We start from the raw sequence: 18,769 nt of genomic DNA, 5'->3' as shown, positions 1-18,769 counted from the left end.
ATTATGCCCGCGTTCGTCGTGTTGCAGAATGATCGTGTGACGGAGAATGCCCAGGCCGAGTTCATGCCGGTCGCCGTACGGGCCGCCAGGTTCATCTTGATCCTCGACGTGGCCGTGAGCCTCCTGGCGTTCGGCTTCTCCTATGCGGTGGTCGGCGCGTTCAGCGGTGAGTACCTCTTGCTGCTGCTCTTCCCCGTCTTGGCCATGGCGCTCCTGGCCTGGTTGATCTTCCTCTGGCCGTCGCGGAGGAAAGCGGTGCGCTGGGGCGTCGTTGCCATCGAGGTGGTCCTGAGCGGCGGCAATCTGATCACCAAAGCGATCAATGGCGATCTCGGGTGGACCGCACTGCTCGCTCCGGGTGTGCTCTTCCCGCTGGCGGTGGTCGTCCTGCTGCTGACCCCGGCGGCGGCTCGCTGGTTCGATCGCTGAGCCCGGTGTCGCGCGTTCCGGCGATCAGACGAGTGTGTTCGCTGATCGCCGGTGCACGGCACCACGATCCGGGTCTTAGCCCTTGCTCCAGATCGCCGCGATGGTGCTGCCCTCGGTGTCCAGGACCTCGGGACGGTAGCCCAGCGCCTTCAGCTCGGTGGCCTTGAGCGTGTAGGTCAGCTTGGACAGGTTCAGGTACTCCTTCAGGCCGGTCGCGCTGCCCTTGCTCCACACGGTGGTGTAGAGCTTGCCGGGCTCGACGGCCATGAGGACGGGACGCAGCCCGGCCTTGGTCTTGGCAAGGAGCTCCTGGCCGCGCTGCGTGACCGTCTGGCCGGTGGTCACCTGCACGGCGCCGGTCGCGGCCCCGGCGACCCAGACGGCCGCGTAGAGGGGCTTCTCGACCGTGCCGTAGACGTCCAGCGAGGCGACGCTGAAGCCGGCGGCGGCGAGCTTGGCGTTGGCGGACGCGAAGACGTCCTTGGTCATGCCGAGCTTGGACTGGACCTTCTCGGTCGTCTTCTCGAAGACCGCCGCGAAGATGGCGCTGGGGCCCGTGCCCGTGCCGGTGATCATGGACGGCACGAAGCCGCTCTTCGCCTGCTCGGCGATACGCGTCGGCAGGTCGGTCGCCGACAGGCCCTGCAGGACGCTCACCTTGCGGGTGGTGTCCTTGATCCAGACGGACGTGTACTGCGGGTTGGCGGCGTTGGTCACGCTCAACGCCTCGGGGACGTAACCGGTGCCGAGCAGCTCCTTGACCTTCTTGAGCTGCTCGGTCGGGTTGAGGCTATCGAGGGAGAGCCAGTCCAGCAGCGGCAAGCTCTGGACGCTCTTGGTGGTCTCGGTGGACTGCTGGGCGCTCGCCGGGGTCGCGATGGCCAGCAGGGGAGCGACTGTCGCCGCCACAGCCGCAGTGATGGCGACGGTCCTCGGGGTCCTCATGATCCTCCTCGGGTAAAGGGTGTCCGTTTCTGGACAGTGAGTGACCATAACAAAGGATGAGCGAGAGTTCACCGGATGTGACCACATACGCCGTAATCTGCGTCAGAAAGCTGGGGGCCCAGGTGTCAGGATGGCTGTCAACCCGGGGGTGGCAGGGATCGTTCCAACATCGTGAGGGTCCGGTACGGTTCCAGGCGTGAATGCGGGCATCATCGGGCAAGCCGCCGGCCTGTTCGCCGTGACCAATATCGACGACATCGTCATCCTGGCGCTCTTCTTCGCCCAGGGGGCCGGGCACCTGCGGATCGTCCTCGGGCAGTACATCGGCTTCGCCGGGATCCTCGTGGTCGCCGTCGCGGCCGCCTTCGGGGCCACGTTCCTGCCCGAGTCCGCCGTCCCGTACCTCGGCCTGCTCCCCCTCGCCCTGGGCCTCAAGGCGGCCTGGCAGGTGTGGCGCGACCGCGCCGACGGCGGCGACGACGATGACCCGCCCGCGCGGGGCGGCGGGCCGAAGGCGCTGGAGGTCGCCGCGGTCACCTTCGCCAACGGCGGCGACAACATCGGGGTCTACGTCCCCGTCTTCGCCACGTCCGGCACCTCGGGCATGACCGTGTACGTGGTCGTCTTCCTGATCCTGGTCGCCGTCTGGTGCCTGGCCGGGAGGTTCTTCGCCACCCGCCCGCTGATCGCCGGGGCGCTCAGCCGATGGGGGCACATCCTGCTGCCCCTCGTCCTGATCGGGCTCGGCGTGGTCATCCTCGTGGAAGGCGGGGCTTTCGGCCTCTGAAGCCCGCTGAAGCCCGCTGAAGTCCGCTGAAGTCCGCCGAAAGCTGAAGATCGCGTGTCCTGGCAGCCCCGCGGCTACGCTCGCACCATGACAGCTACCTGGGAGCCCACGGCGGCGGGAGTGCTGCGGCTGCCCTCAGGCCGGCTCGTCCGCGGCCGGGGCCTGCGGCGCCCGCTCCCCGAGGGGCCGCTCCCCACGTTCGCTCTTTACCTGCTGGGCCGCCGGCCCCCGGCCGTCGACTGGGAGCACCGGTGGGTGCGCTGGCCCGACTTCTGGCTGCCGTCCGACCGGGGTGCGGCGGCCGGCGCGTTCCGCGAGGCGTGGGCCCGCGCCGAGTCCGAGCGGGTCGAGGTCGCGTGCGGCGGCGGCCGGGGCCGCACCGGCACGGCCCTGGCCTGCCTGGCCGTGCTCGACGGGGTGCCCGGCGATCGGGCCGTCGCCTACGTACGCGAGCACTACGACTCGCACGCCGTCGAGACCCCCTGGCAACGCCGCTACGTCGCCCTATTCGACGGTTCTTAGGATCTGCTCGATCGAGGTGGTGCGGGCGCGCAGCTCGGCCAGGTCGGCGGCCATCCGCTGCTGGGCGTCCATGGTGTTCTCGGCGAGCTGCTCGAACCGGCGCACGAGCTGCCGCAGGTCGTCCGCCTGATGGGCGTCGAGCTTGGCCTTGCGCATCTCGAACATCCCCACGGCGAAAAGGGCGATCAGGAAGCCGACCACGAGCAGCACCCCTAACGAGAAGATCGCCGCGGGCCAAGAATCGATCATCAGGAGTGCTCCTTGGGTCCTGGACCCTTCCCCGGGTCCGGCCTGGTGAGGGTCTTGGCCGCCTCGGCCAGCGCCGACGCGGTCAGGTGCAGGCTGAAGTCCGCGACTTCGTAGTACTTCATGGCCTTGCCGTCGTCGGACAGCTCCAGGGTGCCGACGATCAGCCCGGCCGCCTCGAGCCGTTGCAGGTGCATGTGCAGGAGCGGGCGGCTCACCCCGATCTCGCGGGCCAGGTGGCTGACGTAGTCGCGCCCGTCCGCCAGCACCGCCATGATGCGCAGCCGCAGCGGGTTGGCCAGCGCCGCGAAGATCTCGACCAGGTCGTCACCCGTCGGCCCCGGCACTGTCATGGCTTCCCGTCACGTGTAATAATTTCCTTACACGTGACCCTAGCACTCAGGTGGCGGTCCGGGAAAGCTCAGGGCTGGGGGTCCCCGCGCGTTCCTGCGGGGACGGCGACCGGGCGCCGAGGGCCAGTCCCAGGGCCAGGCAGACCAGCGGGATCGCCGGGATCACGTACCGCACGTCGAAGGCCGCCAGGAACGGCGGCGAGCAGACCAGCGCGAGCGCCGTGACCCCGGGCAGCAGCGCGTCCCACCGCCGCCGCACGAGCGCCGTCGCCAGCGCGCCGACCAGGGCCAGCATGAGCAGCGGGAACGGCACGTACCCGAAGCGCTGGTACGCCCGCAGCCACCCCGCGAACGGCTCCACGACCCGGGTGGCGGCCGGCCCGGCCTCGTACGACTCGGCGATGCCGCGTACCGACTCGCTCAGCGGCCGCTCCGCGGAGGGGAACTTGTACGGCGTCTTCTCGTCCGCGGCCGTGCGCTCCCAGCGCAGCAGCTGCGTGAGGTCGGTCGCGACCGCCGCGGCGTACTCGCCGGGCTGGGCGAGGATGGCCGCCCTGGCGAACTCCCCGGCGAGCTGGTTGCGATTGGCCGTCCCCGGCACCTTGAGCAGGGGGGAGAAGCTCTCCCACAGCCAGTACGGCGGGTACGGGCGCTGCTCCACCGGCATGTTCGGGCAGAGCACGGCCAGCCGCTCCGGAGGCTTGATCACCGAGCAGTCGGCGAAGCTCATGGTCCTGGACCACAGGAAGTTCCCGTCCGCCTCGGTCAGCGCGAACTTCCCCTTCTCCACCTTCGCCCAGGTGGCGTACGCGCCCAGCGGGATCGCGCCCGCCACCACCAGCGCCACGAGCGGGCGCCAGCCGTACCGCCGGATCAGCAGGTAGGCGGCCGTGAGGATCAGCAGCGGCAGGCCGACCGTCCTGGTGATCCCGGCCAGGCCGAGCAGCAGGCCGCCGACGGCCGCCGTGGTGGGGGTGACGCGCCAGACCACGAGCAGGATCGCGACCGTGACCAGCACGACGAAGACCGCGTCCGCCATGATCATGTGTTCGAGCAGCACCAGGAACTCGTCGTACAGCAGCGGGGTGACCAGCAGGGCGGCGCCCCAGCCCGGCAGGCCGCGCCGCCTCAGCAGCGCGTACACCGCCACGGCCAGCGCCAGCATCAGCAGGTGCTGCAGGACCGTCACCAGCGTGAGGCTGTGCGCGGGGCGCAGCAGCGCCAGCAGCAGCGAGTATCCGGAGGGCCTGGTGGTGCCGGGGGTCAGCTCCTCGCGCAGGAAGGCGAACGAGTCGCCGTAGAAGAGGATCGACGGAGGGTACCCGAGCACGGCGAGCGCCCGCAGCGCGATCGCGGGCAGCAGGGCGATGACCAGGGCGCGATGTGCCAAGGTGGATCCGCTTCCTCGTGTGTCCGGGCCCCCACAATAGTGGGTGAACCGGGCATCAGCCTGGCCTGATAGGTCAGTTCTGCTCAGGCAGGGGATCGACGAGGATCGCCGGGTCCAGATTTCGCAGGATGCCGGGGCGGTCGGTGAGGATCGGCCACTGGGTGGCCCGCGCGCATAAGATCACGTGGCCCGCGGTGATGTCGCTCGATCCGTCGAGGATCTCGGCGATGTCGGGCACCTTTCCCGCGGTGAGGTCGTCGACCTGGACGGCGGAGCTGCTGATCAGATCGAAGAGTTCGACTTTCGTGGCGAGCGGGACGATCGAATAGACGAGGGTGAGTGCGGTCGTGGGAATGCACAGCCCGCCGCCCCGATAAAGACACAGCGCCGCGATGCTGCGCGAATGATTCGTTTTGGCGACCGCAATGTCGACGAGCGCTCCCACATCGAGAACGCGCCCAGGAAGCATGGTCAATCCTCTTGATTCCGATGCAGGCCGAGCCTGAGCATCACGTCGTCCGAAATCCGGTCCACCTTGAGGGCGTCGGCCGCTCTGTCGAGGTCGTCGCACTGCAGGTTCCAGCGTTGGATCAAGATGGTCGCGTGCGTCATGTTGCCCACTTCGCGCTCCACCGCGGCGCGAATCACATCGGAAATCATACGGCCATCGGAGCGCGCTTTTTGATGAACCGCATCAAGTGTCGCCTTGTCTAAATTTACGATGATTGATGCTGTTTCCCCGGATTGTGCCCTGGGTTCGGCGGAAAGGCGGGGAGCCGACATAGGCCAGGACGGTGCGGCGGGGGTGTCAGGGGCCTTGTCGTTGTCCGCGGAATTCCGCCGTGATGGAATGGGGATCGCCATGCGCACGACGGTAGTCCCATAACGCCGCCGCCGATAGTCACCCATCGAGATCGGGTGGTCACAAGGGCCTCCGGAGGAGTCACATGTACCGCGTCACGGCGAAAGACGGCACGTCCATCGCGTTCGACCGGCTGGGCGTCGGCCCCGCGATCGTCCTGGTCGGCGGCGCCTCGGTCGACCGCTCGGCCAATGCGCAACTCGCGCACGAGCTGGCGGAGCGGTTCACCGTCTACAACTACGACCGGCGCGGCCGGGGCGAGAGCGAGGACACCCTCCCGTACGAGGTCGACCGCGAGATCGAGGACATCGCCGCGCTCATCGCCGAGGCGGGCGGGGCGGCGCACCTGTTCGGGATCTCGTCGGGCGGCGCGCTCGCGCTCGAAGCCGCCGCCACGGGGCTGCCGATCGCGAGACTGGCCGTGTACGAGGTGCCCTACGACGTGGCGCCGGACGGGCCGCGGCGCTCGCGGGAGTACACCGACCGGCTCCGCGCGCTGCTGGCCGCGGGTCGCCGCGGCGAGGCGTTCGCGCTGTTCATGGTGACGGCGGGCGCCACCGAGGAGATGGTGGACCAGGCCCGCGAGTCGCCGATGTGGCCGGGCCTGGAAGCCATCGCGCCCACGCTCGCGTACGACGCCGCCTGCCTGGGCGACGGCCGCCCGCCCGCCGACCGCCTGCCCGGCATCGCCTGCCCCACGCTGGTGGCCACGGGCGGGGCCGGCGCCGACTCGTTCGTGGGCGGGGGCGGCGACTTCTTCGCCCGGGCCGCCGACGCGATCGCGGAGCTCGTCCCGGGGGCCGTGCGCGAGACCATCGAGGGCCAGACGCACATGGTGGACCCGAAGGCGCTGGCCCCGGTGCTCACCCGCTTCCTCGGACAGTAGACCCAGCACTACTGCCTGGCCCGCCAACCTGCGGATACCGTCAGAAAGTGCTCAACCGGACCGCGCTGGAGGCGCTCACGCAGCGGCCGCTGCCCTTCCTGGGCTCCGCGTGGCCCTGGCGGTGCGCGGCGTACCTGCTGGCCAGCGCCGTTCCAGGCGTGGCCGTCGGGGCAGCGGTGTTCGCCACGATCCCGCTCGGCGTGGTCGCGGCCCCGGTCGTGCTGGCGCTGTGCCTGCCGCTCGTCGCCTGGTTCGAGCGGCGCAGGTTGCGGCTGGTGGACGGCGTGCCGCTGCCCGAGGTGCCCGGCGGGCGCGGGCGGGAGGCCGGGCTGGCCGTCATCACGGTGCTCGCGCTGTGGTGGATCGATCTGATCATGCTGGGGTTCACGGTGGGCGGGCCGGTGGTCCTGATGCTCTCGCCGGTCGTGCAGCCCGAGGCGGAGCCCGGGGTCGCCGTCGTGGGCTCCGTGGCGGGCGTGCTGCTGCTGCCCGTCGCCGCGTACACGATCACCGCCTGGGGCGGCGCCCGGGGGGCGATGGTACGCGCGGTGCTCGCGCCGCAGGGCTCCGAGCTGAACGAGGTGCTGCGGTCACGGGCGCGGCTGGTGGACGCGTTCGAGACGGAGCGCCGCAGGATCGAGCGGGACCTGCACGACGGCGCGCAGCAGCGGCTGGTCTCCCTGTCGATGGCGCTCGGCATGGCCCGGCTGGACCTGCCGGACGACTCGCCTGCGGGCCGGATGGTCGGGCAGGCCCACGAGGAGGCCAAGCGGGCGCTCGCCGAGCTGCGCGAGCTGATCAGGGGCGTGCACTCGCAGGTGCTCACCGACCGCGGGCTGGGCGCGGCGGTCCGCGACGTGGCCGGGCGCTCGCCCGTGCCCGTGGACGTGGACGTGGAGCTGGCCGGCCGGTTGCCCGCGCCCGTTGAGGTGACCGCGTACTACGTGGTCAGCGAGGCCCTCGCGAACCTGGCCAAGCACAGCCGGGCCACCAGGGGCGCCGTCACCGGGCGGGTCGAGGGCGGCACGCTGGTCGTGGAGGTGCGCGACGACGGCGTGGGCGGGGCCGATCCGGCCAGGGGCACGGGGCTGACCGGACTGGCCGACCGGCTGGCCGTGGTGGACGGGCGACTGTCCCTGTCGAGCCCGATCGGCGGTCCGACCCTGATGAGAGCGGAGATACCGTGCGCGTAGTGATCGCCGAGGACGCCGTCCTGCTGCGGGAGGGCCTGGTCGGGCTGCTCGAACGCTTCGGCCACACCGTGGCCGCCGCGGTCGGCGACGCGCCCGCCCTGCTCGCCGCCGTCGCCGAGCACCGCCCCGACGCCGTGGTGACCGACGTGCGCATGCCGCCCGGCTTCGCCGACGAGGGACTGAGGGCGGCGCTGGAGCTGCGCGAGCGGCATCCGGACCTGGCCGTCCTGGTGCTCAGCCAGTACGTCGAGCAGACCTACGCCGCCGAACTCCTGGAACCGGGCGCCGGCGCCGGGATCGGCTACCTGCTGAAGGACCGCATCGGCGACGTACGCGAGTTCGTCGACGCGCTCGACCGGGTGGCCGCCGGGGGCACGGTCGTGGACCCGGAGGTGGTCCGCCAGCTGCTCAGGCGGCGCCGCGACCCGCTGGCCCGGCTCACCCCGCGCGAGCAGGAGGTGCTCGGCCTGATCGCCGAGGGGCGGACGAACGCGTCGATCGCCAAGGAGCTGTTCGTCACCGAGGCGGCCGTGGCCAAGCACATCGCGAACATCTTCGCCAAGCTCGACCTCCCGCCCGCCGCGGACGGGCACAGAAGGGTGCTGGCAGTGCTCGAATACCTCAAATGACGCGGCTTAAAAGTAGGGTTCGTTGGCATGAACGAGCAATGGCAGGAGGTCGGCGACCGGGTCTACGTCCGGCGCCACAAGTCGTACGACATGAACGTGGGTCTGGTCGTGGGCGACGGGCACTGCCTGGTCCTCGACACGCGCGCCTCACACCGGGAGGCCGGTGACCTGGTCGAGGCGGTCAGGAGGATCACCGCCAGCCCGTGGACGGTCGTCAACAGCCATTCCCACTTCGACCACTACTTCGGCAACGCGATCTTCCGGCCCGCCGAGATCTGGGGCCACGTCAGGTGCGCCGAGGAGATCGAGCAGTACGGCGAGGAGCAGCGCGCCGTAATGATCAAGGGGCGGCCCGAGCAGCGTGAGGAGTTCGAGGAGATCACGATCGTGCCGCCGGACCACACGTTCACGAGCGCGGCCAGCCTCGACATCGGCGGCCGGATCGTGCATCTGCAGCATTTCGGGCTCGGGCACAGCAGCAACGACGTGGTCGTGCACGTGCCGGACGCGGGCGTGGTGTTCGCGGGCGACCTGGTGGAGGAGGGGGCGCCGCCGGCGTTCAGCGACTCGTACCCGCTCGACTGGCCGCTCACCACGGCGGCGATGCTGGACGAGCTGCCCGACCAGGTGATCGTGCCGGGGCACGGCGCGGTCGTGGACCGGGCGTTCGCGCAGGCGCAGCAGGCCGAGCTGGCCCTCGTGGCCGAGCTGGCCAGGCGGGCCCACGTGGAGGGGCTGCGTGACCTGATCAAGCTCTTCCCCTATCCGGAGGACGTGGCCAGGCAGGCGATCGAGCGGACCTTCCTGCAGCTGGATGTCTGAGTTATATTGCAAAGTGCAATATGGAGGGAGGCATCATGGCGCAACGCCACAGCTTGGTCGGCCTGACCGTGCTGGCCCTGCTCACCGTGCGCCCGAGCCACCCGTACGAGCTGCACCGGTTCATCATCGACACGCACAAGGACTACATCACCGGCCTGCCGCGCAGCCTCTACCACGCGGTGGAGCGGCTGGCCAAGGACGAGCTGATCGTCCCCTCGAAGACCGACCGCGAGGGCCGCAGGCCCGAGCGCACGGTCTACGAGATCACCGACGAGGGCCGCAAGGAGCTGGTCACCCGGCTGCGGCAGCTCCTGGAGAAACCCGACCCCGACCGGCGCGCCTTCGTCGCGGCCGTCTCGCTCATCGGCTGCCTGCCGCTCGCCGAGGCGCAGCGGGCGCTGCGCGGGCGCGCGGCCACGATCGAGGGCGTCCTCGCCGGGATGGAGGCCCACCTGCGAGCCATGGCCGACAGCGGCCTGCCCGCGATCCTCATGCTGGAGGTGGAGTGCGAGCAGGCGCTCTACACCGCCGAGCTCGGCTGGATCAGGGGGCTGCTCGACCGGCTCGACAAAGGAGAGCTCGACTGGGAGACCACGGTCGAGATGTGAAAAGGGCCGAGATGTGAGAAAGGCCGCCGAGGTGCGCCAACACCCCGGCGGCCGGAAATCCGAACAAGGCGCCTGCCCTGCCCGAACTCGCATTCACAGGATAGGCGCCGCGACACAGGGAGCAGTGCCATGTCCACAGAGATCGTTCGGCTGCTCGCGCGGATCGCGGAGACCTGGAACTCCGGGGACGCCGAGGGTTACGCCGGCCTCTTCACCGAGGACGCCGACTACATCACGTTCTTCGGCCGGCACCTGGAGGGCCGGCAGGCCATCGAGGAGGCCCACCGCGAGCTGTTCAAGCTCCACATCAAGCTCGAAGCGGGCGGCGGCGAGCCGCTGATCAAGCCGCTCACCGACGACGTCGCGCTGGTGATCGTGGGCGGCGGCTCGTCCGTGAACGGCGCGGCCGACCCGAGCCGTCAGTCCGTCATCACGCTGACCGCGCTCCGCACGGCCGAGGGCTGGCGCTTCGCCTCCTTCCAGAACACGCGGGTGAGCGCGCCGTGAGCAGGCGGCTCATCGTCGAGGTCACCGGAGTGATCGAGGCTCCGGTCGAGCGGGTGTGGCCGGAGATCGTACGGGCCATACCGAGGACGGAGTTGGGCGAGCACGTCCTGGCCTACCAGGGCGGCTGGTGGTACCGCGGCGAGTGGTCGGTCACCCCCGACCACGGGGGCACGCGCCTGGTCCACCGCGTCTACAACGTGGCCGGCAACCATTGGGCCGTCGCCCTGGCCAACCGGCTGTTCATCGGGTTCCGCGAACGTACGCGCCGGTCGTTCGCCGAGGGCCTGGCCGACATCGGAACCCGGTTGGGCTGCGCCACCAGGCTCGCCTAGGCTGCCGGTCATGGAATGGGGACCGCTGACCGGGGCGGACGTCCAGGCTCTGGCCGAGCTCTGGGCCGCCATGGAGGCCGAGGACAGGACCGGCGAGGTCCACGACGTCGACGACGTGGCTGAGCAGGTCTCCAGCCACCTCATCGATCTGGACACGGGCACGCTCGCGGCCAGGGACGGCGACCGGATCGTGGCCTTCGGCTACCTCCCCGTCAGGCAGACCGCCGACGACCTGCACATGATGCGCCTGTCGGGAGGCGTGCACCCCGCCTACCGCGGGCAGGGGCTCGGCAGGCACATCATGGACTGGAGCATCCGGACGGCGCCGGGGGTGAGCGAGCGGGCTCACCCCGGCGTCCCTCTGGAGCTCCACGTCGACGTCCCCGACGGCCGGTCCGACCTCGCCGCGCTGGTGGAGGGGGCCGGACTCACGGCCGTACGGTGGTTCGCCCGCATGGAGCGGAGCCTGCCGGGCGACCTGCCCCCGGTGCGGCCGCCGGAGGGCGTCTCCATCGTCGCCTGGTCGCCCGAACTGGACGAAGGCGCCCGCCTCGTGCGCAACGAGTCGTTCCTCGACCATTGGGGCAGCGTGCGGCACACGTCCGAGAGCTGGCGCGCCATGATGACCGGCTCCAGGAACTTCCGCCCCGAGTCGTCGTTCGTGGCCCTGGCCGGCGGCCGCCCGGTCGGGGTGCTGATCACGCACTTCTTCGAGGCCGCCGCCCGGCGCGGCGAGCGCCAGGCGTGGATCCAGATCATCGGCACGCTGCGGGAGTGGCGCGGCAAGGGCGTGGCGAGCACGCTGATCGGGCACGCCCTTGCCGCGTTCGGAGATCAGGGCTACGAGAGTGCCGGGCTCGGGGTGGACGCCGACAACCCCACGGGGGCCGTGAACGTGTACGCCCGCGCCGGCTTCGAGATCACCAAGCGCAGCACCACCTACGCGTTGCCGATCAAGCCAGCCTGATCTTCCCCTTCGAGACCTTGATCTTCTTGCCGGCGAGCGGCTTCTTGGCGGGGCCGTTCACCACCGCGCCCGTCGAGGCGCTGAACTTGCTGCCGTGGCACGGGCAGTTGATCGTGCCACGGCTGACGCTCGCCACCGTGCAGCCCTGGTGGGTGCACTTGGCGCTGAAGCACTTGTAGACGCCCTTCCTCGGCTGGGTGATCACGTACTTGCCCTGGACGATCTTCCCGCCCCCTACCGGGATGCTCTTGGTGGTGGCGAGGACGGGCTTGGCCGCCTCCGCTTCCGCCTCTGCCGGGCGCGGCCACAGGAACACGACTCCTGCGCCCGCGGCGCTGCCTCTGGTGATCAATGCGCGGCGTGTGAGCATTGTTGCCTCCTTCAACCACTCACACGTTTGCAGATCTTCAGTGGTTCAGGGGAAATTTGGCGATAAATCCGGAATCTGCGTACACGAGCGTGCCGCCGTGCAGGTGCGCGATGTCCCGCGCGATCGGCAGCCCCAGCCCGGCGCCGCCGGCGTCCCTGGCGCGCGCCTCGTCCAGCCTGGTGAACCGGGCGAACACCGCCTCCCGCTGCTCCGGCGGGATCCCGGGCCCGTCGTCCCGCACCTCCAGCACGGCCTGGTCCTCCTCGGCGCGTACAAGCACCCGCACGGTGGAGGCGGCGTGCCGGACGGCGTTGTCGGCCAGGTTCGTCATCAGGCGGTCGAGGTGGGCGCGGGAGCCCTTCATCACCACGTCCGGCTCGATGTCCAGCTCCAGGCGCACCTCGGGCCGCCGCCTGGCGCGTACCGACTCCTCGGCGGCCACCTGGCCGAGGTCCAGCTCGGCCGCGCGCAGCGGCTCGCCCGCGTCCAGCTTGGCCAGGATGAGCAGGTCGGCGGCCAGGGACTGCAGGCGTTCGACGTCGGCCAGCGCCTCCCTGGTCAGCTCGCTGGGCTCGGCCAGCTCCAGGCGGGCGCGCAGGGTCGCGATGGGGCTGCGCAGCTCGTGCGCCGCGTCCGCGACGAACCGCTTGTGCGTGTCCACGGCCGTCTCCAGGCGGTCGAGGGTGCCGTTCACGGTGGTGGCCAGGGAGGCGATCTCGTCCTTCGAGCCGGGTACGGGCACGCGCTGGTGCAGGTCGCGGGCCGTGATGTCGGCGACCTTGGCCCGGATGGCGGCCACGGGGGCCAGCGCGCGGCCCACCGAGATCCACGTCATCCCTGCCACCACGAGCAGCACGGCGGGCACGCCGGGCAGCAGCGCGCCGTAGAGCGTCTGCAGCGCCTTCTCGGCGCCCTCCAGGGGGACGCGCGACCAGAGCATGGCGGGGCCGCCCACGGTGGCCACCTTGACGCCGGCGACGGCGTACTTCTGCGGCGCCGCCCACTCGGTGGCCGAGGCGCTCTTGTCGTCGGTCAGCAGGACGTCGGGGTCGGCGATCGCGGCCGTCTTGCCGTCGCGCAGCTGGACGGTGCCGCTCTTCCCGACGATCACGAGCGGCTCGGCCTTGCCCTGCTTGGGCACGTCTTTGGTGATGGCGATCGAGCTCTCGTCGAGAGTGTCCGCGGGCGCCGCGACGCCGGGCGAGAGCGGGGTGGCGCGTACGAAGTCCAGTGTCTCCGCGTACGGCGCCGCCGCCACGGCCTTCCTGGTGGCCTCGGCGTCGGCGTTGTTCTCCAGCGTGCCGCGCAGCACCGCCACCAGCGCCAGCGCGGCCAGGCCCAGGGCGAGGGCCACCACCAGGGTCGCGGCGGCGGTCGCCCGCAGCCGCACGGACGAGAGCGCGGCCGACGCCTTGCGCAGTGGGCTCATGCCGCCTCCAGCCGGTAGCCCGCGCCGCGGACCGTCATGAGCGTCGTCCGCCCGAAAGGCGTGTCGATCTTGCGGCGCAGGGCGCTGATGTAGACCTCGACGATGTTCGGGTCGCCGTCGTAGGAGAAGTCCCAGGCCTGGGCCAGCAGCTCGCCCTTGGACACGACCTCGCCGGACCGGCGGGCCAGCGCGTGCAGCACCGCGAACTCCTTGGGCGTCAATCCGATCTCCACCTCGCCCCTGCGGCACTTCAGCGCCGCCGGGTCCACCACCAGGTCGCCCACGGTGATCGACACGGGCCGCTCCCGCCCGCCCCGCCGCACCAGCGCCCGTAACCTGGCCAGCAGCACCACGTACGAGAACGGCTTGGCCAGGTAGTCGTCGGCCCCGTTGTCGAGCGCCTCGGCCTCGTCGTAGATGCCGTCCTTGGCCGTGAGCATCATGATCGGCGTCCAGTCGCCCGCCTCGCGCAGCTTGGCGCAGACGGCGTAGCCGTTCATCCTGGGCAGCATCACGTCCAGGACGATCACGTCGTACGTGTTCTCGGTGGCCATCCACAGGCCGTCACGCCCGTCATGGGCCACGTCCACAGCGAAGCCCTCGCCCGCCAGGCCGCCCTTCACCAGGTCGGCCAGCCGCTCCTCGTCCTCCACCAGTAGCACTCGCACACCGACCAGGGTGCCTCAGGCCACCTAAAGCCAACCTGAAGATCATTTAGGGCCTCTTCAGGATCACTTCAGGTACGCCGGGCCAGTCTCGGAGGCGTTCGACCGATCTCAGTGAGGAGAACCCATGTTCAAGCGTCGTCTCGCGCTGCTCGGCGCGGTCGCCGTACTCGCCATCACCGGCCTGACCGGCTCCGCCATGGCCGACGAGACCCCGGGCACCGCCGGCGCGAAGGTGACCTGCAAGACGGCCGACGGCAAGACCGTCGAGGTGGCCGAATTCGCGCGGGCGGTCCCGGCCGGCAAGATCGTCGGTCCTGACGGCAAGGTGCGCGAGTTCAAGCCCAGCGACACGGTGAAGGTCGACGCCCTTCCCGACGGCGAGGCGCCGCCGCTGGATGGGGCCCAGGCCGGGGCCGTCACGCAGGAGGGCGAGGGGCTGGCGGTGACGAAGGCCGTGCCCGTCCCGGAGGACGGCGAGATGCTGGAGGTGACCAAGACCATGCCCCTCCCGGAGGACGGCAAGCTGCCCGACGGCGTGCAGGCCATGCCCGCCCAGCCGGCTCAGCCCGGCGAGAAGCTGGACGCGCCGTCGGTCGGCATCAAGGCGGTAAAGATCATCTGCCAGAAGACCGACTAGGTCATTCCGGGAAGGACGGGTGCGGTCCGAGCGCCCAGTACTCGTAGAGGCCGTGGCCGACGAGCCCGTCGTACTCGAAGCGCCCGACGGCGTCCACCATGCCCCACATTCTGGCGGCGTCGTCGGGCAGCCGGTACGTCACGCCCTGCACGACCGGCCCCTCACCCTGGTACATGCCGTGCTTCCAGTCCGGCTCCAGGCCGTACCCGGTGCCGACCATGAGGTGCACCGGCAGGATCGGGGTGCAGCGCACGTCGAACGGCTTGCCGCCGGGAGGCGAGAAGGTGATCGTGGCCTCCACGACGTCGCGGGTGCCGGGGGCGTAGACCGGGCGGTAGTCCGGTCTGCCGAGGTATTCCTCCTCGCGGCCGTCGGGCCAGACGCGTACGGCCTCCTCCAGCATCCGGCGGCCCCGCTCGTCCTCCTGGATGATGCAGAGGATGGCGTGGTCGTCGAACTGCATGGGCGTGTAGAGCCAGTAGAACGTGCCCGCGTTCTTGGTCTGGATGCCGGGCGGCTCGGGCTCGCCGACCGGTCTGATGCCCCAGGAGCGGTCTCTGGTGCCCTGCCAGCGGTCGGGCGTGACCGGTATGTCCTCCTCGCCGATCCTGATATTTCCGGACCAGCGCCCCGTCTGTGCCAGGCGTACCGAGTCGAACATGACCCGCTCCTGCCACCGCAGGAAGTGCCGCGGCTCCAGCGTCGCCGGGATCGTGCCCTCCCAGAGCAGGTCGAAGGACAGGCCATGCTCGTTCGGCTCCAGGACCACCCTGAGCCGCTTGAGCCCTTCGAGCACCTCGACGCGGAACGGGCCGATCTCGGTGTTCATCCGGTCGGTTCCCAGCTCGCGGGAGGCCCGTACGACGCGGTGCAGGTCTCCGTGGCGTACGCAGGCGAAGGCGTCGGTGACGCCCAGGTTGGGGTACTGGCCGAGGCCGACGATCAGCATGAGCTCGTCGGTGCCGGGGTGGCAGTTGAAGTAGTAGCGGTCGTAGAAGTTGCGGTCGGAGGTGGCGACGTGCCGCATGACCTGCGCGGCCTGGTGGACGGGGTAGTCGTCTAAAGGAGACAGCGCCATGCCGGGTTTGTAGCAAGCGCTTGGTGGTTCGTCAACGGGGGGTCCGGAAACGGGAAGCGCGCCCTCGGGATCAACCGAGGACGCGCTTCCCTTCCGGCAGCACCGGATCAGGACATCTTGCGAGATGCCTCATCTGCCTTGTCGGACACACGGCCCGCCATCCGGTCCGCAGACTCGGCGGTCCTGTCGGCCTTCTCGCTGGCCCAACGTGACGCATCGGAGGCGGAGTCCTTCATGTGCTCGGTCCACTGCTGGGCGTTGCGGCGATAGAACATGTAGCCGATCGCCCCCACCGCGAGGCCGGTCAGCAGAACGAGCGTCGGCCATCGCCGCGACCGCGTGGGCGTGGGATCGATCTTCCTGGCCGCCGTGATCAGCATGGAGCTGACCCTGGGAGCGACCTGATCCTCGAACCCGTGCGCCGCGGAGTGAATCCGTGGCGCCGCCCAGTAGCGGGCGTCCTCGAGGCGCTGGGCGGCGGCCATCTTGGCCTGGTCCGCCACGGGCGCCATCAGGTGGCCGGTTCGCACGGCCCGGGCCTTCATTCGGCCCGTCCACGTGGCGGGTACCTCTATGACCACGCGGCGTCTTTTCATTGTCAGGGACACGACAACCTCCCCTGTCGTTGGGGCCCCGAGCCTGACCTTCCCTGGACAAGGCGGCTCAATCATGGCGAGCCGTGGGAGGATGGCTCTGGAGGCCTTACGGCCATAGTCCTCAAAACATCACAGAACTAACCCTGTACATAGAGGGGGCGGCTGTCTCGTGGCTGAGAAGCTGATCGCAAACCTGCAGACCAACCGTGGAAAAATCAAGGTGGAGCTCTTCCCCAACAGAGCCCCGAAAACGGTGCGTAACTTCGTCGAGCTCGCAGAAGGCTCGCGAGAGTGGACGCACCCGGGCACCGGGGAGAAGAGCACCGCACGCTACTACGACGGGACGATCTTCCACCGGGTGATCTCCGGATTCATGATCCAGGGCGGCGACCCGCTCGGCCAGGGCACCGGCGGCCCGGGCTACGAGTTCGACGACGAGATCCACCCGGAGCTGTACTTCAACCGCCCGTACCTGCTGGCCATGGCCAACGCGGGCGTCCGCTTCGGCAAGGGGACCAACGGGTCCCAGTTCTTCATCACGGTCGTGCCGACGCCGCACCTGAACGGCAGGCACACGATCTTCGGTGAGGTGATCGAGGGCCAGGACGTCGTGGACGCCATCGCCAAGACCCAGACCGACCGCCGGGACCGTCCGGCGGAGGACGTCGTCATCGAGTCCGTCACCATCGACCGCGTCCCCGCCTGACCCACCACCCACCCCCGCCCCACCCACAAGGCCGTGGGGCGGCCCCACCCATGCCCCCACCGGCCGGCCCTCAGGCCGGCCCGGGACCGCATCCCCTCATCGGGTGCTTATCCGGGCGCCTTGGGGCCGCGTCTCCCGTCGGGTGCTTATCCGGGCGTCTCGGGGCCGCGTCCCCCGGGGCGGCCCTGGTCGCGTCGTCACCGGTGCTCTGAACCCGCGGCCGCGGCAGACGCCCACACGGCCGACGCGGCGCCATGAACGAGCCGGCGCACTGGCCGCCGCACGATGGCGCCGGGCTCCAACGCACCCCACCTCGCCGACGCGGCGTGGTGAGGGGGTGCGGCATCCGGATGGTGCGGTGGTCCAGCTCCGCACGATGGCGCTGGGCCTTGGGGCCGCCGCGTTCCGTCGCCCAGCCGCCGCCGACCGTCCGCCGTCCGCCGTTGACCAGCCGCTGTCCGCCATCCGCCGTCCGCTGTCCCGTTGCCCGCCGCCGTCCGTCCGCCGCTGGCCGCGTTCCGCTGGTCGGTGGCGGGGGTTCGGGGTGAGGGGTGAAGGGTGGGGACACGCGGGTAGGGCGTGTAAGCCATAGGCTTTCGGTCATGACCAGCCAGCCGCCCAGCCCGCCCCCGCAGCCCGAGCAGCCCGCTGAGGCGGTGCCCACGTGCTACCGGCACCCCGAGAAGGAGACCTGGGTCCGGTGTCAGCGGTGCGAGCGCCCCATCTGCCCCGACTGCATGCGCGACGCCGCCGTGGGCTTCCAGTGCCCTGAGTGCGTGGCCGAGGGCAACAAGGGCATCCGCCAGGCGAAGTCCACCTTCGGCGGCAGCGTGGTGAGCACCCCGATCGTGACGTACGCGATCCTGGCGCTCACCGTCCTGGCCTTCGGCGCCCAGTACCTCACCGACAACGCAGTCGGCGAGGCGCTGGCGATGTGGCCGCCGGCAGTCGCGGAAGGCCAGTATTACCGGCTGATCACCGTCGCCTTCGTGCACAGCACCGGCAGCTTTCTCCACATCCTGTTCAACGGCTGGGCCATCTTCGTGATCGGCCCATATCTCGAACGAGCCTTCGGGCATCTCCGTTTCGCGGCCGTCTACTTGCTCAGCGCGCTGGGCGGTTCGGTGCTCGGCCTCTGGCTCGACCCGCTGCCCACGGCCACGGTCGGCGCCTCGGGAGCCGTCTTCGGGATGTTCGGCGCCATGTTCGTCGTGGGCCGCAAGCTGAAGCTGGACGTGCGAGGCATCACCTTGGTGATCGGGCTCAACCTGGTCATCACCTTCGTGATGCCTGCGATCTCCGGTCTCCGCATCAGTTGGACCGGCCATGTCGGCGGCCTGATCGTCGGGACGCTGCTGGCGGCGGCGCTGGCCTACGCTCCCAAGAACAACAGGACCCTGTGGCAGGTGCTGGCGATCGTGGGAGCGCTGGCCGTGCTGGCCGTGCTCGTGATGGTCAGGGTGTCGGCCATCATGAGCACGGTGTGACTTCCCCAGGCTGTGGAAAAGGCTGTGGAAAGAACTAACGCCAGCGGGTGGAAAGCACCACCCCGAAGATGATGAAAACAAACCCGATCAGCAGGTTCCAGTTCTGGAGGTCGCTGAGGAAGGGCGCCCGTGGTGCGACGTAGTAGATCGCGATCCACAGGATGCCGATGATCCACGCCGCGACCATCGTGGGTGCCAGCCAGCGGGGGCTGACCTTGACCTGCTGCGATCTCTGCGGCGGCGTGTAGACCGCCTTCTTGCGAGCCTTGGGCTTGGGCACTGGTAACTCCTGCTGAGGGCCTGGGCTTCCGGATCGTCCA

The 18,769-nt window shown here is 70.2% G+C and carries 26 protein-coding genes; 14 read left to right on the top strand and 12 right to left on the bottom strand.

Annotated features, from left to right (window positions below; genetic code table 11):
* Positions 1–3: 3 nt before the first annotated feature.
* Positions 4–429, top strand: coding sequence for a hypothetical protein (locus tag ACWDRB_RS51705; protein ID WP_449907631.1), 426 nt, complete (start codon positions 4–6; stop codon positions 427–429).
* A 75-nt stretch (positions 430–504) separates the two neighbouring features.
* Here ACWDRB_RS51705 and ACWDRB_RS51700 read toward each other — a convergent pair whose 3' ends face one another.
* Positions 505–1,374 (bottom strand): hypothetical protein, encoded by an 870-nt coding sequence (locus ACWDRB_RS51700; protein WP_449907629.1) that lies wholly within the window; start codon positions 1,372–1,374, stop codon positions 505–507.
* A 196-nt stretch (positions 1,375–1,570) separates the two neighbouring features.
* On the opposite strand from ACWDRB_RS51700, the gene ACWDRB_RS51695 reads away from it, so the two are divergent.
* Positions 1,571–2,161 (top strand): cadmium resistance transporter, encoded by a 591-nt coding sequence (locus ACWDRB_RS51695; protein WP_449907627.1) that lies wholly within the window; start codon positions 1,571–1,573, stop codon positions 2,159–2,161.
* A gap of 87 nt (positions 2,162–2,248) precedes the next feature.
* Positions 2,249–2,683 carry a phosphatase domain-containing protein gene (locus tag ACWDRB_RS51690; RefSeq protein ID WP_363977534.1) on the top strand — a complete coding sequence of 145 codons (435 nt, stop codon included), beginning with the start codon at positions 2,249–2,251 and terminating at the stop codon, positions 2,681–2,683.
* Here ACWDRB_RS51690 and ACWDRB_RS51685 read toward each other — a convergent pair.
* The 5 genes from ACWDRB_RS51685 to ACWDRB_RS51665 all read right to left on the bottom strand — a co-directional run bounded on the left by ACWDRB_RS51685 (position 2,666) and on the right by ACWDRB_RS51665 (position 5,536).
* Complete coding sequence (locus ACWDRB_RS51685) at positions 2,666–2,932, bottom strand: hypothetical protein (protein WP_350732337.1); 267 nt, start codon at positions 2,930–2,932, stop codon at positions 2,666–2,668. The two genes, ACWDRB_RS51690 and ACWDRB_RS51685, sit on opposite strands and share 18 nt — an antisense overlap.
* Complete coding sequence (locus tag ACWDRB_RS51680; RefSeq protein ID WP_350732339.1) at positions 2,932–3,282, bottom strand: ArsR/SmtB family transcription factor; 351 nt, start codon at positions 3,280–3,282, stop codon at positions 2,932–2,934. Before ACWDRB_RS51680 ends, ACWDRB_RS51685 begins: the two co-directional genes overlap by 1 nt.
* A gap of 46 nt (positions 3,283–3,328) precedes the next feature.
* On the bottom strand, positions 3,329–4,672 hold the full coding sequence (locus ACWDRB_RS51675; RefSeq protein WP_449907625.1) for a hypothetical protein: 1,344 nt from the start codon (positions 4,670–4,672) through the stop codon (positions 3,329–3,331).
* A gap of 73 nt (positions 4,673–4,745) precedes the next feature.
* A complete protein-coding gene (locus ACWDRB_RS51670) occupies positions 4,746–5,141 on the bottom strand; it encodes a hypothetical protein (RefSeq protein WP_350732342.1) in 396 nt (131 codons plus the stop codon).
* Between the two features lie 2 nt (positions 5,142–5,143).
* On the bottom strand, positions 5,144–5,536 hold the full coding sequence (locus ACWDRB_RS51665) for a hypothetical protein (protein ID WP_355203230.1): 393 nt from the start codon (positions 5,534–5,536) through the stop codon (positions 5,144–5,146).
* An 83-nt stretch (positions 5,537–5,619) separates the two neighbouring features.
* Here ACWDRB_RS51665 and ACWDRB_RS51660 point away from each other — a divergent pair, with 83 nt between their 5' ends.
* The 8 genes from ACWDRB_RS51660 to ACWDRB_RS51625 all read left to right on the top strand — a co-directional run bounded on the left by ACWDRB_RS51660 (position 5,620) and on the right by ACWDRB_RS51625 (position 11,478).
* Entirely contained in the window at positions 5,620–6,420 is an 801-nt protein-coding gene (locus ACWDRB_RS51660) for an alpha/beta fold hydrolase (RefSeq protein WP_449907622.1), read from the top strand.
* Between the two features lie 47 nt (positions 6,421–6,467).
* Positions 6,468–7,613 (top strand): sensor histidine kinase, encoded by a 1,146-nt coding sequence (locus ACWDRB_RS51655; RefSeq protein WP_449907621.1) that lies wholly within the window; start codon positions 6,468–6,470, stop codon positions 7,611–7,613.
* Positions 7,604–8,242 (top strand): response regulator transcription factor, encoded by a 639-nt coding sequence (locus ACWDRB_RS51650; protein ID WP_363977513.1) that lies wholly within the window; start codon positions 7,604–7,606, stop codon positions 8,240–8,242. Before ACWDRB_RS51655 ends, ACWDRB_RS51650 begins: the two co-directional genes overlap by 10 nt.
* Before the next feature lie 27 nt (positions 8,243–8,269).
* Entirely contained in the window at positions 8,270–9,064 is a 795-nt protein-coding gene (locus ACWDRB_RS51645) for an MBL fold metallo-hydrolase (RefSeq protein ID WP_350732348.1), read from the top strand.
* 35 nt (positions 9,065–9,099) lie between these two features.
* Entirely contained in the window at positions 9,100–9,672 is a 573-nt protein-coding gene (locus ACWDRB_RS51640; protein ID WP_350732350.1) for a PadR family transcriptional regulator, read from the top strand.
* Between the two features lie 129 nt (positions 9,673–9,801).
* Positions 9,802–10,179, top strand: coding sequence for an SgcJ/EcaC family oxidoreductase (locus tag ACWDRB_RS51635; protein WP_449907618.1), 378 nt, complete (start codon positions 9,802–9,804; stop codon positions 10,177–10,179).
* The gene (locus tag ACWDRB_RS51630; RefSeq protein ID WP_397368896.1) at positions 10,176–10,511 is read left to right on the top strand and encodes a hypothetical protein; all 336 of its coding nucleotides are present in this window, start codon (positions 10,176–10,178) and stop codon (positions 10,509–10,511) included. The genes ACWDRB_RS51635 and ACWDRB_RS51630 overlap by 4 nt, the downstream gene beginning before the upstream one ends.
* Positions 10,512–10,521: 10 nt before the next feature.
* On the top strand, positions 10,522–11,478 hold the full coding sequence (locus ACWDRB_RS51625) for a GNAT family N-acetyltransferase (protein WP_449907616.1): 957 nt from the start codon (positions 10,522–10,524) through the stop codon (positions 11,476–11,478).
* Here ACWDRB_RS51625 and ACWDRB_RS51620 read toward each other — a convergent pair.
* The 3 genes from ACWDRB_RS51620 to ACWDRB_RS51610 are packed head-to-tail and all read right to left on the bottom strand — an operon-like array spanning position 11,465 to position 13,945.
* Entirely contained in the window at positions 11,465–11,848 is a 384-nt protein-coding gene (locus ACWDRB_RS51620) for a Rieske (2Fe-2S) protein (RefSeq protein WP_185069693.1), read from the bottom strand. The two genes, ACWDRB_RS51625 and ACWDRB_RS51620, sit on opposite strands and share 14 nt — an antisense overlap.
* A gap of 37 nt (positions 11,849–11,885) precedes the next feature.
* A complete protein-coding gene (locus tag ACWDRB_RS51615; protein WP_449907614.1) occupies positions 11,886–13,277 on the bottom strand; it encodes an ATP-binding protein in 1,392 nt (463 codons plus the stop codon).
* Entirely contained in the window at positions 13,274–13,945 is a 672-nt protein-coding gene (locus tag ACWDRB_RS51610) for a response regulator transcription factor (protein ID WP_364263261.1), read from the bottom strand. The genes ACWDRB_RS51615 and ACWDRB_RS51610 overlap by 4 nt, the downstream gene beginning before the upstream one ends.
* A gap of 124 nt (positions 13,946–14,069) precedes the next feature.
* Here ACWDRB_RS51610 and ACWDRB_RS51605 point away from each other — a divergent pair, with 124 nt between their 5' ends.
* Positions 14,070–14,582, top strand: a complete 513-nt coding sequence (locus ACWDRB_RS51605) for a hypothetical protein (RefSeq protein WP_449907612.1) — start codon at positions 14,070–14,072, stop codon at positions 14,580–14,582.
* Between the two features lies 1 nt (position 14,583).
* Here ACWDRB_RS51605 and ACWDRB_RS51600 read toward each other — a convergent pair whose 3' ends face one another.
* Positions 14,584–15,660, bottom strand: a complete 1,077-nt coding sequence (locus ACWDRB_RS51600; RefSeq protein WP_397368900.1) for a hypothetical protein — start codon at positions 15,658–15,660, stop codon at positions 14,584–14,586.
* A 107-nt stretch (positions 15,661–15,767) separates the two neighbouring features.
* Positions 15,768–16,205: a YtxH domain-containing protein gene (locus ACWDRB_RS51595; protein ID WP_350732366.1), complete on the bottom strand. Its 438-nt coding sequence runs from the start codon at positions 16,203–16,205 to the stop codon at positions 15,768–15,770.
* A gap of 220 nt (positions 16,206–16,425) precedes the next feature.
* On the opposite strand from ACWDRB_RS51595, the gene ACWDRB_RS51590 reads away from it, so the two are divergent.
* Positions 16,426–16,962, top strand: a complete 537-nt coding sequence (locus ACWDRB_RS51590; protein ID WP_364263249.1) for a peptidylprolyl isomerase — start codon at positions 16,426–16,428, stop codon at positions 16,960–16,962.
* A gap of 602 nt (positions 16,963–17,564) precedes the next feature.
* The gene (locus ACWDRB_RS51585; RefSeq protein WP_449907609.1) at positions 17,565–18,449 is read left to right on the top strand and encodes a rhomboid family intramembrane serine protease; all 885 of its coding nucleotides are present in this window, start codon (positions 17,565–17,567) and stop codon (positions 18,447–18,449) included.
* A 34-nt stretch (positions 18,450–18,483) separates the two neighbouring features.
* Here ACWDRB_RS51585 and ACWDRB_RS51580 read toward each other — a convergent pair whose 3' ends face one another.
* The gene (locus tag ACWDRB_RS51580; protein WP_350732371.1) at positions 18,484–18,729 is read right to left on the bottom strand and encodes a cell division protein CrgA; all 246 of its coding nucleotides are present in this window, start codon (positions 18,727–18,729) and stop codon (positions 18,484–18,486) included.
* Between the last annotated feature and the right edge of the window lie 40 nt (positions 18,730–18,769).

Source organism: Nonomuraea sp. NPDC003707 (assembly GCF_053587055.1).
This window is presented reverse-complemented; position numbering and strand designations above follow the sequence as displayed.

Bases quoted from the DNA above. Each gene is read 5' to 3' on its own strand.
- ACWDRB_RS51645 (WP_350732348.1), top strand. From the start codon at position 8,270: ATGAACGAGCAATGGCAGGAGGTCGGCGACCGGGTCTACGTCCGGCGC.
- ACWDRB_RS51660 (WP_449907622.1), top strand. From the start codon at position 5,620: ATGTACCGCGTCACGGCGAAAGACGGCACGTCCATCGCGTTCGACCGG.
- ACWDRB_RS51705 (WP_449907631.1), top strand. From the start codon at position 4: ATGCCCGCGTTCGTCGTGTTGCAGAATGATCGTGTGACGGAGAATGCC.
- ACWDRB_RS51585 (WP_449907609.1), top strand. From the start codon at position 17,565: ATGACCAGCCAGCCGCCCAGCCCGCCCCCGCAGCCCGAGCAGCCCGCT.
- ACWDRB_RS51600 (WP_397368900.1), bottom strand. From the start codon at position 15,660: ATGGCGCTGTCTCCTTTAGACGACTACCCCGTCCACCAGGCCGCGCAG.
- ACWDRB_RS51690 (WP_363977534.1), top strand. From the start codon at position 2,249: ATGACAGCTACCTGGGAGCCCACGGCGGCGGGAGTGCTGCGGCTGCCC.
- ACWDRB_RS51670 (WP_350732342.1), bottom strand. From the start codon at position 5,141: ATGCTTCCTGGGCGCGTTCTCGATGTGGGAGCGCTCGTCGACATTGCG.
- ACWDRB_RS51620 (WP_185069693.1), bottom strand. From the start codon at position 11,848: ATGCTCACACGCCGCGCATTGATCACCAGAGGCAGCGCCGCGGGCGCA.
- ACWDRB_RS51605 (WP_449907612.1), top strand. From the start codon at position 14,070: ATGTTCAAGCGTCGTCTCGCGCTGCTCGGCGCGGTCGCCGTACTCGCC.
- ACWDRB_RS51665 (WP_355203230.1), bottom strand. From the start codon at position 5,536: ATGGCGATCCCCATTCCATCACGGCGGAATTCCGCGGACAACGACAAG.
- ACWDRB_RS51640 (WP_350732350.1), top strand. From the start codon at position 9,100: ATGGCGCAACGCCACAGCTTGGTCGGCCTGACCGTGCTGGCCCTGCTC.
- ACWDRB_RS51635 (WP_449907618.1), top strand. From the start codon at position 9,802: ATGTCCACAGAGATCGTTCGGCTGCTCGCGCGGATCGCGGAGACCTGG.
- ACWDRB_RS51700 (WP_449907629.1), bottom strand. From the start codon at position 1,374: ATGAGGACCCCGAGGACCGTCGCCATCACTGCGGCTGTGGCGGCGACA.
- ACWDRB_RS51595 (WP_350732366.1), bottom strand. From the start codon at position 16,205: ATGAAGGCCCGGGCCGTGCGAACCGGCCACCTGATGGCGCCCGTGGCG.
- ACWDRB_RS51685 (WP_350732337.1), bottom strand. From the start codon at position 2,932: ATGATCGATTCTTGGCCCGCGGCGATCTTCTCGTTAGGGGTGCTGCTC.
- ACWDRB_RS51680 (WP_350732339.1), bottom strand. From the start codon at position 3,282: ATGACAGTGCCGGGGCCGACGGGTGACGACCTGGTCGAGATCTTCGCG.
- ACWDRB_RS51625 (WP_449907616.1), top strand. From the start codon at position 10,522: ATGGAATGGGGACCGCTGACCGGGGCGGACGTCCAGGCTCTGGCCGAG.
- ACWDRB_RS51615 (WP_449907614.1), bottom strand. From the start codon at position 13,277: ATGAGCCCACTGCGCAAGGCGTCGGCCGCGCTCTCGTCCGTGCGGCTG.